Annotated in this window: 14 protein-coding genes and 1 tRNA gene; 10 read left to right on the top strand and 5 right to left on the bottom strand. The window is 61.3% G+C overall.

Annotation, left to right across the window (positions count from 1 at the left end; genetic code table 11):
• A complete protein-coding gene (locus tag ACP7B3_RS15010) occupies window positions 1-1,515 on the top strand; it encodes a tripartite tricarboxylate transporter permease (RefSeq protein ID WP_106577026.1) in 1,515 nt (504 codons plus the stop codon).
• Window positions 1,508-2,545 carry an AbrB family transcriptional regulator gene (locus ACP7B3_RS15015; RefSeq protein ID WP_426179419.1) on the top strand — a complete coding sequence of 346 codons (1,038 nt, stop codon included), beginning with the start codon at window positions 1,508-1,510 and terminating at the stop codon, window positions 2,543-2,545. Before ACP7B3_RS15010 ends, ACP7B3_RS15015 begins: the two co-directional genes overlap by 8 nt.
• Window positions 2,546-2,671: 126 nt before the next feature.
• Here the strand turns inward: ACP7B3_RS15015 and ung are convergent, their stop codons facing one another.
• Window positions 2,672-3,364, bottom strand: coding sequence for a uracil-DNA glycosylase (gene ung / locus ACP7B3_RS15020; RefSeq protein ID WP_145162874.1), 693 nt, complete (start codon window positions 3,362-3,364; stop codon window positions 2,672-2,674).
• A gap of 136 nt (window positions 3,365-3,500) precedes the next feature.
• Between ung and ACP7B3_RS15025 the strand changes: the two genes are divergently transcribed.
• Window positions 3,501-4,613, top strand: coding sequence for an enoyl-CoA hydratase/isomerase family protein (locus ACP7B3_RS15025; protein ID WP_426179422.1), 1,113 nt, complete (start codon window positions 3,501-3,503; stop codon window positions 4,611-4,613).
• Between the two features lie 7 nt (window positions 4,614-4,620).
• On the opposite strand, the gene ACP7B3_RS15030 is transcribed toward ACP7B3_RS15025, so the two are convergent.
• Complete coding sequence (locus tag ACP7B3_RS15030) at window positions 4,621-5,061, bottom strand: DUF3757 domain-containing protein (protein WP_426179424.1); 441 nt, start codon at window positions 5,059-5,061, stop codon at window positions 4,621-4,623.
• Window positions 5,062-5,210: 149 nt separating this feature from the next.
• A complete protein-coding gene (locus tag ACP7B3_RS15035; RefSeq protein WP_242194112.1) occupies window positions 5,211-5,546 on the bottom strand; it encodes a hypothetical protein in 336 nt (111 codons plus the stop codon).
• A gap of 262 nt (window positions 5,547-5,808) precedes the next feature.
• Between ACP7B3_RS15035 and ACP7B3_RS15040 the strand changes: the two genes are divergently transcribed.
• The 7 genes from ACP7B3_RS15040 (at window position 5,809) to ACP7B3_RS15070 (ending at window position 10,926) form a co-directional block, all read left to right on the top strand.
• On the top strand, window positions 5,809-7,431 hold the full coding sequence (locus ACP7B3_RS15040; protein ID WP_145162868.1) for a methyl-accepting chemotaxis protein: 1,623 nt from the start codon (window positions 5,809-5,811) through the stop codon (window positions 7,429-7,431).
• A gap of 84 nt (window positions 7,432-7,515) precedes the next feature.
• A complete protein-coding gene (locus tag ACP7B3_RS15045) occupies window positions 7,516-7,728 on the top strand; it encodes a cysteine-rich CWC family protein (protein WP_145162866.1) in 213 nt (70 codons plus the stop codon).
• Window positions 7,728-8,420, top strand: coding sequence for a pseudouridine synthase (locus ACP7B3_RS15050; protein ID WP_426179427.1), 693 nt, complete (start codon window positions 7,728-7,730; stop codon window positions 8,418-8,420). Before ACP7B3_RS15045 ends, ACP7B3_RS15050 begins: the two co-directional genes overlap by 1 nt.
• A gap of 304 nt (window positions 8,421-8,724) precedes the next feature.
• Window positions 8,725-9,609, top strand: a complete 885-nt coding sequence (locus ACP7B3_RS15055) for an alpha/beta fold hydrolase (RefSeq protein WP_145162862.1) — start codon at window positions 8,725-8,727, stop codon at window positions 9,607-9,609.
• 199 nt (window positions 9,610-9,808) lie between these two features.
• Window positions 9,809-9,882, top strand: a tRNA-Gly gene (locus tag ACP7B3_RS15060).
• A 189-nt stretch (window positions 9,883-10,071) separates the two neighbouring features.
• A complete protein-coding gene (locus ACP7B3_RS15065; RefSeq protein ID WP_426179430.1) occupies window positions 10,072-10,596 on the top strand; it encodes a DUF3833 domain-containing protein in 525 nt (174 codons plus the stop codon).
• A gap of 24 nt (window positions 10,597-10,620) precedes the next feature.
• Window positions 10,621-10,926, top strand: coding sequence for a DUF6482 family protein (locus ACP7B3_RS15070; RefSeq protein WP_200623599.1), 306 nt, complete (start codon window positions 10,621-10,623; stop codon window positions 10,924-10,926).
• Between the two features lie 15 nt (window positions 10,927-10,941).
• Here ACP7B3_RS15070 and ACP7B3_RS15075 read toward each other — a convergent pair whose 3' ends face one another.
• Together ACP7B3_RS15075 and ACP7B3_RS15080 are read right to left on the bottom strand one after the other, a co-directional pair.
• Window positions 10,942-12,135 carry an MFS transporter gene (locus tag ACP7B3_RS15075; protein WP_426179432.1) on the bottom strand — a complete coding sequence of 398 codons (1,194 nt, stop codon included), beginning with the start codon at window positions 12,133-12,135 and terminating at the stop codon, window positions 10,942-10,944.
• Window positions 12,132-13,295: an MFS transporter gene (locus ACP7B3_RS15080; RefSeq protein WP_426179434.1), complete on the bottom strand. Its 1,164-nt coding sequence runs from the start codon at window positions 13,293-13,295 to the stop codon at window positions 12,132-12,134. The genes ACP7B3_RS15075 and ACP7B3_RS15080 overlap by 4 nt, the downstream gene beginning before the upstream one ends.
• Window positions 13,296-13,371 lie beyond the last annotated feature (76 nt).

The raw sequence follows: 13,371 nt of genomic DNA on the forward strand, positions 1-13,371 counted from the left end.
ATGGACACGTTCAGCTACTTGGGCCAGGGCTTCGGCGTTGCACTGACCCCTTACAACCTGGTGACTGCCCTGTGCGGCACCTTGATCGGCACCGTGGTCGGCCTGTTGCCGGGCCTGGGCCCGATCAACGGCGTGGCGCTGTTGATCCCCATTGCGTTTGCCCTGGGTCTGCCGCCGGAGTCGGCGCTGATCCTGCTCGCTGCCGTCTACCTGGGTTGCGAATACGGCGGCCGTATCAGCTCGATCCTGCTGAACATTCCCGGCGAAGCGTCCACCGTAATGACCACCCTCGACGGCTACCCGATGGCCCGCAAAGGCCTGGCCGGTGTGGCACTGTCGTTGTCGGCGTGGAGTTCGTTCATCGGTGCGTTCATTGCCACCTGCGGCATGGTGCTGTTTGCGCCGCTGCTGGCCAAATGGGCGATTGCCTTCGGCCCGGCGGAATATTTCGTACTGATGGTGTTCGCAATTGTCTGCCTCGGCGGCATGGCCGGAGACAAACCGCTGAAGACGTTCGTGGCGGCGCTGATCGGCCTGTTCCTCTCAGCGGTCGGCATCGACGCCAACAGCGGCGTGTACCGTTTTACCGGCGACAACATCCACCTCACCGACGGCATTCAGTTTGTCGTATTGGTCCTGGGTTTGTTCTCCATCAGCGAGATCCTGTTGCTGCTGGAAAAAACCCACCGCGGCCAGGAAGCGGTAAAAGCCACCGGACGCATGATGTTCAACCTGAAGGAAGCGTCTGCAGTCTTCGTGGTTAACATCCGTTGCGGCTTGCTGGGGTTCATCATGGGCGTCTTGCCGGGTGCCGGCGCGACACTCGCCTCGGCCGTTGCCTACATGACCGAAAAACGCCTGGCCGGTGCCAGCGGTAAATTCGGCCAGGGCGACATGCGCGGCCTCGCCGCTCCGGAAACCGCAATCGGCGCCTCCGCCTGCGGCGCGCTGGTGCCGATGCTGACCTTGGGCGTACCCGGTTCGGGCACCACCGCTGTGATGATCGGCGCGTTGTCGCTGTACAACATCACCCCGGGCCCGCTGCTGTTCCAACAGCAACCTGACATCGTCTGGGGCCTGATCGCGTCGTTGTTTATCGCCAACATCATGCTGGTGATCCTCAACATCCCGATGATCCGCATCTTCACGCGCATCCTTGCTGTGCCGAACTGGGCGCTGGTGCCGGTGATTGCCATCATCACCGCGATTGGTGTGTATGCGGTTCACGCCACCACCTTCGACCTGTTTCTGATGGTCGGCATCGGCATCTTCGGCTACATCCTGCGCAAGCTGGACTTCCCGTTGTCGCCCGTGCTGCTGGGCTTCATCCTCGGCGGCCTGATGGAGCAGAACCTGCGCCGCGCGCTGTCGATTTCCAACGGCGCGCTGGACATCCTCTGGTCCAGCCCGATCACCTTTGGTGTGTGGGTGCTGACCGCGCTGATGCTGGCCTTCCCGCTGGTGCGCATCTACCGCAAACGTGCCCTGCAGCGTCGCGCCCTGGCCGATGTCTGAGGTCACCTTTAAGCAATGGTGGGCAACACCGCTGGTCGGCCTGGCCGGCGGTTACCTGGCCAGCCTCGTCGGCTGGCCTTTGCCTTATATGGTCGGCTCGTTGCTGGCGATTATCCTGGTGCGCTGCCTCACGCCGTGGCAGCTGGCGGAGATTCCCGGCGGGCGCAAATGCGGCCAATGGGTGGTGGGCATCGGCATCGGGCTGCACTTCACCCCGGTGGTGATCGAGCAAGTCATGAGCCACTTCGGCCTGATCTTCTTCGGCGCGCTGATCACCAGCCTGTCGAGCATTGTCGGCGTGTGGTTGATGCGCCGCAGCGGTGAAGACCGCGCCACCGCGTTCTTCTCCAGCATGCCGGGCGGTTCCGGTGAGATGGTCAACCTCGGCGCACGCAATGGCGCGGTGCTCAGCCGTGTCGCGGCGGGCCAGAGTCTGCGGGTGCTGGTGGTGGTGCTGTGCGTGCCGGCGATCTTCAAGTATTGGCTGGAAGGCGGCGCGCCGCAGTTTCATCCGGCGCCGGTGAGTTGGAGCTGGCTGGCGCTGCTGTTTGCGATAGGAGCCCTGGTCGCCTGGGGCTGGCAGCGTTTACGTCAGCCGAACCCGTGGCTGTTTGGGCCCTTGTTGGTCAGCGCAACTGCCAGCGTTGTGTGGGATTTGCACTACGGCCTGCCCGACGGCGGCAGCCAGATCGGCCAATGGTTGATCGGCAGCGGCTTGGGTTGCCATTTCAACCGTCAGTTCTTTCGCCGGGCGCCGTCGTTCATGGGCCGCACCTTGATCGGCACGGCCTTGACCATGGCGCTTGCAACACTGGCGGCCGTGGGCTTGAGCGCGCTGACACAGCTGGATTTGCGCTCACTCACCCTGGGCATGATGCCCGGCGGCATCGCCGAAATGAGCCTCACCGCCGAAACCCTGCAGCTGTCGGTGCCATTGGTAACGGCGATGCAGGTGATGCGTTTGTTGTTCGTGCTGTTTCTGGCAGAGCCGTTGTTCCGGTACTGGAACCGCCAGCCAGAAAAATCCTAAACCCTGACGCAAATCAAAATGTGGGAGCGGGCTTGCTCGCGAATGCGGTGGATCAGTCAATAAATCTGGCGACTGACACTCCGCCTTCGCGAGCAAGCTCGCTCCCACATTGGATTGCGGCAGGCTTTAAGCCGGCGGCAACCGCCACTCAATCGGCGTCTCGCCATTCTGCTCAAGAAATTTATTGGCACGGCTGAAATGCCCGCAGCCCAAGAACCCGCGATACGCCGACAACGGTGACGGGTGCACCGACGTCAGTACCAGGTGCTTGGTCGCGTCCACCAGCTTCTGCTTGCTTTGCGCATGGGCGCCCCACAGCAAGAACACCAGGTGCGGCTGATGTTCGCTGACCACTTCGATGATCCGATCCGTGAAGAACTGCCAACCCTTGCCGGCATGGGCGTTGGCATTGGCGCGCTCAACGGTCATGGTGGTGTTGAGCATCAGCACGCCTTGATCCGCCCAGCTTTGCAGGCAACCGTGGTTGGGAATATCGATGTTCAAGTCGCGCTTGAGTTCTTTGTAAATATTGACCAGCGAGGGCGGCGTCGGCACGCCCGGTTGCACCGAGAAGCACAACCCGTGGGCCTGACCGGGCCCGTGGTACGGGTCCTGGCCCAGAATCACCACTTTGACCTTGTCCAAAGGCGTTGAATTGAGCGCATTGAAAATCAGCGGGCCTGGCGGGTAAATCTCTTTGCCAGCAGCGTGTTCCTGGCGCAGGAACTCGCGCAGTTGGGCCATGTAGGGCTGCTCGAACTCATCCCGCAGGGCGTGTTTCCAGCTGGGTTCGAGTTTGATACGGTCGCCTTCGGTCATGGTGTGTTCGTCGCGTAGAGAAAGAATGGGCGAACCCTAGGAAAGCAGGCCCCGCTTGTCAATTGATCTGACACACCACCGGCACTTTCCGTTGGACCGATCATACTGATCCTTCACTTTCTCGATTGAGGTCACGATGAACCTGCACTTCGAAGAGCTGACCGGCAGCGACGGCGCCCGCCTTGGCATCGCCAGCCTGGACGCTGAAAAGTCGCTCAACGCGCTTTCCTTGCCGATGATCCTGGCCCTGACCGAACGTCTGGATGCCTGGGCCAAAGACCCGAATATCGTCTGCGTACTGCTGCGCGGCAACGGGCCAAAGGCCTTCTGCGCCGGCGGTGAAGTACGCAGCCTGGCCCAGGCTTGCCGTGAACGGCCCGGCGTTGTGCCGGCACTGGCCGCCGATTTTTTTGCGGCGGAATATCGCCTCGACTATCGCCTGCACACGTACCCGAAACCGCTGATCTGCTGGGGCCACGGCTATGTGCTGGGCGGCGGCATGGGCCTGCTGCAAAGCGCTGCAATACGCATCGTCACCCCCAGCAGCCGTTTGGCGATGCCCGAAATCAGCATCGGCCTGTACCCGGATGTGGGCGCAAGCTGGTTCCTGTCACGCTTGCCCGGCAAGCTGGGATTATTCCTGGGCCTCACCGGCGCGCATATGAACGGCCGCGATGCCCTGGACCTGGGCCTGGCCGACCGTTTCCTGCGCGATGACCAGCAAGACGAACTGATCGAAGGCCTGCTGCAACTGAACTGGCAGGAACAGACCCCGATGCAGCTCAACAGCCTGCTCAAGGCACTGGCCCAGGAAGCCGTCAGCCAGCAACCGGAGGCGCAGTGGCTGCCCCGCCGCGCACAGATCGATGAATGGTTGGATGTGGGCGATGTGCGCTGTGCCTGGCGCGCCTTGAACCTGTTGCGCGACCACGCCGACCCGCTGTTCAGCCGTGCCGGCAAGACGCTGGCCGAAGGCTGCCCGCTGACTGCGCATCTGGTGTGGGAACAGGTCGAGCGCGCCCGGCACTTGTCATTGGCCGAGGTCTTCCAGATGGAATACACCATGAGCCTCAATTGCTGCCGTCACCCGGAATTTGCCGAAGGCGTACGCGCACGGTTGATCAACAAGGATCAACAACCCCATTGGCATTGGCCCGAGATCAACACGGTGCCGGAGGCTGTGGTGCAGGCGCACTTCACCAAGGTGTGGGAAGGCAGGCACCCGCTGGCGGACTTGTCCGACTACTGACAGGCAATCAATTCTGGCGCCCGACCGTAAAGGCACAATTGTCCGGCTGGCTGTCCTGACAAATGTAGACATCTTGTTCGAGTGGATCGGTGGCGAGTTCCCAATGCAGGGACTTTGTCAGCGACATCGTGCTGAGGGCCCCCGGCATGTCATACCGCAACGCCAGGCTTCGCCCGCTGCCCATCCGATAAACGCAGCGGTCCAGGTAGCCGTTCTCGCGATCCTTGCCCTGGCCGGGGGTGAAGAGCGCACCGATAAACCGATCAGCGAAGTCATCGGCGTCGACCTTCGGGCTTCGCCAATGAGAGTGTTTATCCGACGCTTGAAAATAGCCGCTCACGTACTTGACCGATGAAGGGTAGGGACAGCCCTGTTCCGCATTCGCTTGCGCGATGCCACCCGCTAACAATAAGAACCAGCACACACGTTTGATCAAAGAGCATTCCATAAACCCACCGCCTCCTCAGAGACGCACAACGGCGTCCCCAGCAGTGGAATGCAGATCAAACGCTTGCGATAGCTGTTAGAAATGACAGTGCCGACGAACGGCAGGCATAAAAAAGCGGCGCCTGGGGCGCCGCTTGGGGGCATTACCTGTCAACGATGGCCGCCACCGCCGCCGCGTCCACCACCATGGCCCGGCCCGCCATTGCCCCACCGATTATTCCAGCCCTGGCCTGGATAAGGCCGGTAAGCGGGCCGTGGATAATAACGCGGGGCCGGTTGGTAATAGCGCGGCGCCGAATAGTAACGTGGCGGCGGCGCATAGTAGCTGCGCCCATATTGATAGTAGGCAGGGCCACCGTAGTAATAGGCCGGTGCCGGCGCGGTGTAGACCTCGGAACGATAGTAAGTAGCACCTCCATCGTAATAAGGCACACAGGCGCAAAGGGTCAGACCGAGTAAAGCGCTGAGCAGCAGTCGTCGATACATGGCGGCCTCCTGGACCGCGGAAGAGCACCTCCAGCGACGCGGGAGGGCGGCATTCAGCTTTCACTGAATGACGAAACATCTGACATCAAAAACGGAATCTGGTGCGTTTTCGTAACGGTTTGATACATCTACTCAGGCTGTATCGATTCAGTAAATTAATCTGGATCGCAACTTTGTTGATTACCATAATATCACTATGACATCGCATGGCGCCAGGGAGGCCCTAGCATGCACTCATCGCCACCCCGTCCGGACTCGACTCATGAAAATCTCAACCAAACTGCTGCTCTCCTTTCTCTTGTGTGCGCTGGTCACCCTAGGGGTCGGCCTGCTGGGAATCAAAGGGGTGGTTCGCCTCTCTTCGGCACTGGAGCTCACCTTCTCCAATAACCTGGTGTCCGTGAGCAACACGGCCGCCACCCTCAACGGCCTGGTCGCCCATAACCGCGGCCTGTACCGCTTGATGGATGCCAGCAAAGGCGACGTTTCCCCCCAGGATCGTGACCGTGTGCGCCAGGACATCGCCCAGGAACTCAAGCGCAGCCAGGCGTCCTACGCCACCTATCGCGCAACCCCACTGGAAGATGACGAACGGGCGGCCGGAGATAAACTCGACCAGATGTGGCCCTCCTACATCAGCAGTTCCGAACGCATCATGGCGCTGATCGACAGTGGCCAGGGCGATCAGGCCCGCACCCTGCTCAACACCACCAACAATGAACTCTTCCGCCAGGCGCGCGAGCTGATCCGCGTGATGATCGAATCCAATAACCGCCAGATCAAAGAAGGCGCGATCGCTGCCGAGGAGCTGCGCAACAGCGCGTTGACGTGGATGATCAGCGGCATAGTGCTGGCCTTCCTCATTGCCATCATCGTTGGCATGTTGATCACCCGCCTGATCACCCGGCCCATCGCTCAGGCGGTCGAAAGCGCACAGCGCATTGCCAAGGGTGACCTGACCCAGGCCATCGTCACCGAACGCACCGACGAAGCCGGGCAATTGCTGATGGCGCTGTCGGATATGCAGGGCGGCCTGAAAAGCACCCTGTTGGAAATCGCCAACGCCTCCGATCAGCTCGCGTCGGCAGCCGAAGAACTGAGCGCGGTCACCGATGAAAGCAGCCGTGGCCTGACCCGCCAGAATGATGAGATCCAACAAGCGGCCACCGCCGTCAACCAGATGACCGCAGCCGTGGACGAGGTGGCCAGCAACGCGGTCTCGACCTCTGAAGCCTCACGCCAGGCCACCTCCGAGGCCGAAGATGGCCGCCAGCAAGTGGAACAGGCAGTGTCCGGTATGAGTTCGATGGTGGTCGAGATCAACGACTCCACCCAATCGGTTGCAGACCTCGCCAGCCAAGTGCGAGAGATCGGCAAGGTCATCGATGTGATCCGTGGCATCGCCGACCAGACCAACCTGCTGGCCCTCAACGCGGCCATTGAAGCCGCCCGTGCGGGCGAGCAAGGGCGTGGTTTTGCAGTGGTCGCCGATGAAGTGCGGGCGCTGGCCCACCGTACGCAGACGTCCACGGTGGATATCGAGAAGATGATTGGTGAAGTGCAGACCGGTGCCGACGATGCGGTCGCAGCCATGAACAAGAGCCTGAGCTGGGCCACCGACACCCAGGCCCTGGCGCAGAATGCCGGCGAGGCGCTGCAACGGATCACCGCCAGTGTGGCGAAGATCAATGAACGCAACCTGGTGATTGCCTCCGCCTCCGAGGAGCAGGCCCAGGTGGCGCGCGAAGTCGACCGCAATCTGCTGAACATCCAGGACCTGTCCACCCAGACGGCCGCCGGCGCCCATCAGACCAACGCCTCCAGCCAGGACCTGTCGCGCCTGGCCACTTCGTTTAAAGTATTGGTCAGCAAGTTCCAGCTCTGAGTAGCCTGGGCAGGGTCGGCCCTGTATCGTACAACGCACACCGAGACTCTACGCAAACTTGTCCGATCCAGCCCGAACCTGCCCATGACCACGCCATCACTCTGCCCCGCCTGCGGCGCCCGCAACGGCTGCGCCCTGGCTGACCCACGTACGGTCGACCAGGCCTGCTGGTGTTACAGCGTCACCATCGACCCGGCAGTACTGCAAGCCCTGCCCGACGCGTTGCGCAACAAGGCCTGCCTGTGCCCCCGATGTGCCCACGTCGATGCGCAGTTGCGCGGAGTCGAGCCGACGTAATGCGGGTTGATCGTTTCCTCAGTAACCTGCCGCGCTTCAATCGCCAGCAAGTGCGCTTGCTGCTGGTTGAGCGACGGGTGACTGTCGATGGCGTGGCGGTCAGCGATCCGCACCATGAGGTGCGTGAGTTCAGCCGCGTGTGTGTCGACAATGACGTGCTGCAAGCCGGCAAGCCGGCGCGCTACTTCATGCTGCACAAGCCCAAGGGGTGTGTCAGCGCCACGGCGGACCCGCAGCACCCGACCGTGTTGGACTTACTCGATGAGCCGGACAAAGATGAATTGCACATTGCCGGTCGTCTGGATTTCAACACCACCGGGCTGATGCTGATCACCAACGACGGCCAATGGTCACGGCGCCTGACCCAACCGCAGACCAAGCTGCCCAAGGTTTATCGCGTGGAAACCGAACAGGCCATCACCCCGGCGTACGCGGCAACCTTCGCAGCCGGTGTGTATTTCGCGTTTGAAGACCTCACCACGCAGCCCGCCGAGCTGGCACTGCTGGGGCCAACGACTGCGCGGCTGAGCATCATTGAAGGCCGCTATCACCAGGTCAAGCGCATGTTCGGGCACTTTGATAACAAGGTCATCAGCCTGCACCGTGAGCGGATGGGGCCATTGGTGCTGGATGACTCGCTGGCGCCGGGCGAATATCGGGCACTGACTGAAAACGAAATCCTCGCGGTCTGACGACCGTTCGGCCGATGCTGGCAATAAACCAGCTTGTTGGCTTGCGACCTGGCGTCTGTGGTGCTTGAATCAAGACGTCAGCCAAATTATGACTGGCGAGTCGCCTATAACCTCCAAGAAACACCTTGCCCCGCCCGCGCATGATCTACGGGCCCTTCAGGCAAACAGCCCGCCCTAACAACAGCCGTCGGCCAGCCGTCATCGGACCGACATGGGTGCTCCTCTTCCAGGCGTATGCCTACCTGTCATAAAGCTCGTGCAGAGTGATCTGCGCGCCCTACCCGCTTGCCAGGAGTCTTACGACATGAGGCCAGAAATCGCTGTGTTGGATATACAGGGTCAGTATCGGGTTTACACGGAGTTCTATCGCGCGGATGCTGCTGAAAAGACCATCATCCTGGTCAACGGCTCCATGGCCACCACGGCGTCCTTCGCCCAAACCGTGAAAAGCCTGTACCCACAGTTCAACGTGGTTTTGTACGACCAGCCCTACGCTGGCCGCTCCAAAATCCACAACCGCCACGAGCAGATGCTGACCAAAGAAGTCGAAGGCCAGATTCTGCTGGAACTCATCGACCACTTCGCCGCCGAACACGTGCTGTCATTTTCCTGGGGCGGCGCTGCCACCCTGGTCGCCCTCGCTGCGCGCCCGCGTCGCGTGGAAAAGGCTGTGATCAGTTCGTTTTCCCCGGTGATCAACGCGCCGATGCGCGATTACCTTGAACGCGGTGTGGACTACCTCGGCAATCTCGACCGCGACCGCGTCGGCCACCTGGTCAACAGCACTATCGGCAAACACCTGCCGTCGCTGTTCAAGCGCTTCAACTACAAACACGTGAGCAGCCTGGCCGAGCACGAATACGGGCAGATGCATTTTCACATCAGCCACGTGCTCAACAGCGACCGCCTGTGCTACCTCAAGGCAGCGCGGCAAATCGACATTCCAGTGCTGTTTTTGAATGGCGAATGGGACGAGTACACCAGTGCCGAGGATGCCAAGCTGTTTGGCCAGCATGTGGCCAAGAGCAGCTTCAGCACTGTTCAGGCGACCGGGCATTTTCTGGATATGGAGCACAAGGCGGCGTGTCGGGACAGCCGGGACGCGGTGGTGGGCTTTTTGAAACCACAGCGACAGGTCAGTCGTTTGCGCTACCACCAGGGCCAGACACAGCATGCCTTTGCGATTTGAAATGAAAGCACTGCATAAACGCCCGCTTGGGCGGGAGCCGGGCTTGCCCGCGATGCAGGCACCTGTGTGTCAGTCACACCTAGGTGATGTATCGCGGGCAAGCCAGCTTCCGCATGAGCTTGAGCGACGCAACCCACACATTTTTCGAAGAAAAACTTCAAATCCCGATGAACATCTGGTACAAAGTCAGCCGCTCTGAGCGGGTATAGTTTAATGGTAGAACAGTAGCTTCCCAAGCTTCCGACGAGGGTTCGATTCCCTCTACCCGCTCCACTCACATTTCGCGCCTACGTCAGTTACGACGCAGGTGCATAAAAAACCGGTCCTTGTGGCCGGTTTTTTTATGGGCGCGATCTGTGCATTCGTCACCTGCCGCGCGCAAACCTGTACAAATCAATATTTTTGTACAAGTATAAATACCAAGCGCTGGCGCTTCGCCGCGCACGATCACGGAGCCCGGCAATGACACGTCTGCTGATTTCATTGTTGCTGGCGTTAAGTTTGAGCAGTTGCGGCAACGTCGAGGTCGCCCACTACGCCGACCAGAAACCGCAATTGGACTTGGAGCGTTTCTTCAGCAAGCCCGTCAAGGCCTGGGGGATTTTCCAGAAGCGTTCGGGCGAAGTGGCCAAGCGCTTTGAGGTCAATATCGCCAGCCGGCGCGAGGGCAACGCGCTGATTCTCGACGAGCGCTTTCTGTACAGCGATGGCACGCGTCAGCAGCGCGTATGGACGCTGACCCCGGATGGCCCGGGGCGCTGGCGCGGTCGAGCGGGTGACGTGGTCGGCGAAGCGATCGGCGAAGTGGCGGGTAACGCACTGCGTTGGCGCTACCGGCTCAACCTGCCGGTGGACGGTTCGGTCTACGAGGTCAGTTTTGATGACTGGATGTACTTGATGGACGAAGACACGCTGATCAACCGCTCCAGCATGACCAAGCTCGGCGTCGAATGGGGCCAGGTCACGCTGTTCTTTCGTCGCCAATGAAACAACCCACCGCGAGTGTGAACCATGAACCTGAAAATGCTCACTGAATTGGCCGAGAAAGGCGAGATACGCGAGTTGGAGCTGCTGTCGCTGGAGGGTGGCTTCTACATCGCGCGGGTCAGGTTGGATCATGTCGAAATGACGCTGGTGGACGATGACGCCAAGCCCATGCGCATCGGCTCCACCACGCACTTGCGCGACCTGTTGCAGCGGGTTCCGCCGTTTCCGTGTGTGCTGGTGCAACACAGCGTGCACGATGAGATGTGCGGTGTCCGCGAAGGTCCGATCGGCGCGTTGCGTATACCGTTTACGCTGGCCTCGCCCCTTTAGTTAGGGAATGTGCGGTTAAACCCCATCACGTATCCCACGCTGCACCACCCACGCCAACGGCAAGGTCACCAGCAACATCACCGCCAGCACCATCACCGCCATCGGCACACCGAGCGCATCGCCGACCCCGCCGAACACCACCGGCGCCAGCGCTCCGCCGCCAATGGTGCCGGTGTAGAACACCGCAAAGGCCTGTTCGCGTTTGCCCGCGCTCGCCAGGTCCGGGACGGCGCCGTAGAGCACAGAAGACGTGCCGTTCAGCGCCAAGCCTAGCAGCGGCAACATCACCATCAAGCCACTCAGCGGCAGGTACACGGCTGTGACGATCAACAGCGCGGTGCTGGTTTCGGTCAACCAGACGGTTTTCATCATGCCAATGCGCGCCCCCAGATAGCCGCAAAGCAATTTGCCGAACGCGCCGCCAATGAACAGCATCGTCAGCGCCAGCCCAATGCCCGCCGTGCCAGCGCCCTTGGCTTGCAGCAGAAACGGCAGAAACGTGAGAAAGCCCATGCGCACGGCGCTGTCGAGCGTACCGGTGAGGATCAGCGCACGCAGGCCTGCGACCGAGCCCGTGCCACCGGGCGGCCGGGCTTTTTCGGTGGCACCGGACTCGCGAACTTGAGCCGGCACCAGCCACCACAGCAATCCCGCTGCCGCCAGACCGAGCAGCCCCAGCAGGGTGGCGCTGGCGCGCCAGCTGACGACGGTAAGCAGCAGGCCCACCACCCCAGGAATCAGGGTTTTGCCGATATCGCCGCTGAAGTTGTACTGGGACAGCGCCTGCTTGACGCCACCACCGTCCTCATAAGCGTCGGTGATCATCGAGGAGGCCAAGGGGTGTTGGGTGCTGGCGCCCAAACCGCCCAGCAGCAACGCCAACAGCAACAGGCTCAGCGATGTGGCTTGCCCCACCAATAAATAAGCGACACCCGCAAGCGCAGTGCCACCCACCAGCAACGGCAAACGGCCCCAGCGTCGGGCGGCGCGGCTGGCCATCAGTTGGAACACGGCCATCATTGCGGAGTAGGCGCCACGCAACAGGCCGATCTGGGCGTAGGACAAGGCGAACTGCGCCTGCCAGATCGGCAGCAACACGTAGATAACGTCGGTGAGGCCATCGTGTACGGCGTGAGCGCTGCAACCGGCGATCAGCGCGCGGCGCCGGCTGGAGGTTTCGCGCACAGGCACAGCAACAGTGTCATTCATGGTGTAGGGACCGGCTCAGGTTTGAGGGGCTTCCAGCCCGTCAGGGCGATCAGCAGGGTCAGCAGTTGAAAACCGATTATCAGCGCCACACAGCCGGCCCAGCCCCAGCGTTCCCAGATCAATGCCGGGACGATGGCACCGCAACTGCCGCCCAGGTAATAGCACGTCAGGTAAACCCCCACGGCGCCAGACTTGCTCTCACCGGCGGTGGCACTGATGAAAGCATTGGCGGCGGCCTGGGCCAGGAACACGCCGGTGGAACTGAGCGCCAGGCCCACCACAATGCACCACAGCGAAGGCGCCAGGGTCAGCGCCGAACCACCGACACCGAGCGCGGCGGCGACCGCCAGCAGTTCGGCGTGAGGCCTGGCTTTGCTGAGGCGCCCGGCGATGGGAATCACGATCAACGCCAGCAAAAACACCATGTAAAGCGTGCCCAGCGCCGCAGGCCCCAAGTTGAACGGTGGCAGGCCAAGGTGCAAACCTGCGTAAGTAAATGCCGCAACCTGGGAGAACAACACGCAAAAACCTACGCCGTATGCCGACAGCAAAGGTCGGCGAAAAACACCTGAAGAAACCGCTCCAGGCCGTTCGCTGCGCAGTCGATTGGCGGGCAACAGGAACTGAATAAACCCACCGACCATCAGGCTCAACACCGCCAGCAGTTCGAACGCTTCGCGCCAGCCGACGTATTGCGTCATCACACCGGTGACGAAACGCCCGGCGAACCCGCCCAGTACGGTGCCCGCCACATACAGGCTGGTGACCTCGGTCACCGTCGCGCCACGCCAACGGTCGCCGATGTAAGCCACGCTGGTGGCAAACACCACCGGGATCAACATGCCCTGCACAAACCGCCACACCAGCACGTCGGCAAAACTGCTGGCGTAGGCGGTCATCAGCGCAGGAACGGCCAGCAGCAGCGCGGCCACAGCGATGACCGTGCGCTGTTCGAAGCGCCCGGTCAGGCGGCTGACAAAGGGCGCGGTGATCGCCACCGCCAGGGTGGTGACCGTGATGCTCCAGCCCGCGTCCTTGGCGCTGATATGAAACTGCGCCGCAAAGGTCGCGAGGATGCTCTGGGTGGCGTAGAGGTTCAGAAACGCCGCGCAGCCACACAGGAACAGGGCTAGACGGGCACAATGCAGGCGCGGTTTCATGAAACCTCTCGTTTTATTTTGTAACGCCTTTATAGAATGGCCGTCGGGCCTTAAACCAATACCGATTTCGAACCGA

It is taken from the genome of Pseudomonas sp. TWRC1-2 (assembly GCF_049896685.1).
Taxonomy (GTDB): Bacteria; Pseudomonadota; Gammaproteobacteria; order Pseudomonadales; family Pseudomonadaceae; genus Aquipseudomonas.

What these genes read in the sequence shown, in the direction of transcription:
- ACP7B3_RS15010 (WP_106577026.1), top strand. Translation starts at nt 1, where the DNA reads ATGGACACGTTCAGCTACTTGGGCCAGGGCTTCGGCGTTGCACTGACC.
- ACP7B3_RS15015 (WP_426179419.1), top strand. Translation starts at nt 1,508, where the DNA reads ATGTCTGAGGTCACCTTTAAGCAATGGTGGGCAACACCGCTGGTCGGC.
- ung (WP_145162874.1), bottom strand. Translation starts at nt 3,364, where the DNA reads ATGACCGAAGGCGACCGTATCAAACTCGAACCCAGCTGGAAACACGCC.
- ACP7B3_RS15025 (WP_426179422.1), top strand. Translation starts at nt 3,501, where the DNA reads ATGAACCTGCACTTCGAAGAGCTGACCGGCAGCGACGGCGCCCGCCTT.
- ACP7B3_RS15030 (WP_426179424.1), bottom strand. Translation starts at nt 5,061, where the DNA reads ATGGAATGCTCTTTGATCAAACGTGTGTGCTGGTTCTTATTGTTAGCG.
- ACP7B3_RS15035 (WP_242194112.1), bottom strand. Translation starts at nt 5,546, where the DNA reads ATGTATCGACGACTGCTGCTCAGCGCTTTACTCGGTCTGACCCTTTGC.
- ACP7B3_RS15040 (WP_145162868.1), top strand. Translation starts at nt 5,809, where the DNA reads ATGAAAATCTCAACCAAACTGCTGCTCTCCTTTCTCTTGTGTGCGCTG.
- ACP7B3_RS15045 (WP_145162866.1), top strand. Translation starts at nt 7,516, where the DNA reads ATGACCACGCCATCACTCTGCCCCGCCTGCGGCGCCCGCAACGGCTGC.
- ACP7B3_RS15050 (WP_426179427.1), top strand. Translation starts at nt 7,728, where the DNA reads ATGCGGGTTGATCGTTTCCTCAGTAACCTGCCGCGCTTCAATCGCCAG.
- ACP7B3_RS15055 (WP_145162862.1), top strand. Translation starts at nt 8,725, where the DNA reads ATGAGGCCAGAAATCGCTGTGTTGGATATACAGGGTCAGTATCGGGTT.
- ACP7B3_RS15065 (WP_426179430.1), top strand. Translation starts at nt 10,072, where the DNA reads ATGACACGTCTGCTGATTTCATTGTTGCTGGCGTTAAGTTTGAGCAGT.
- ACP7B3_RS15070 (WP_200623599.1), top strand. Translation starts at nt 10,621, where the DNA reads ATGAACCTGAAAATGCTCACTGAATTGGCCGAGAAAGGCGAGATACGC.
- ACP7B3_RS15075 (WP_426179432.1), bottom strand. Translation starts at nt 12,135, where the DNA reads ATGAATGACACTGTTGCTGTGCCTGTGCGCGAAACCTCCAGCCGGCGC.
- ACP7B3_RS15080 (WP_426179434.1), bottom strand. Translation starts at nt 13,295, where the DNA reads ATGAAACCGCGCCTGCATTGTGCCCGTCTAGCCCTGTTCCTGTGTGGC.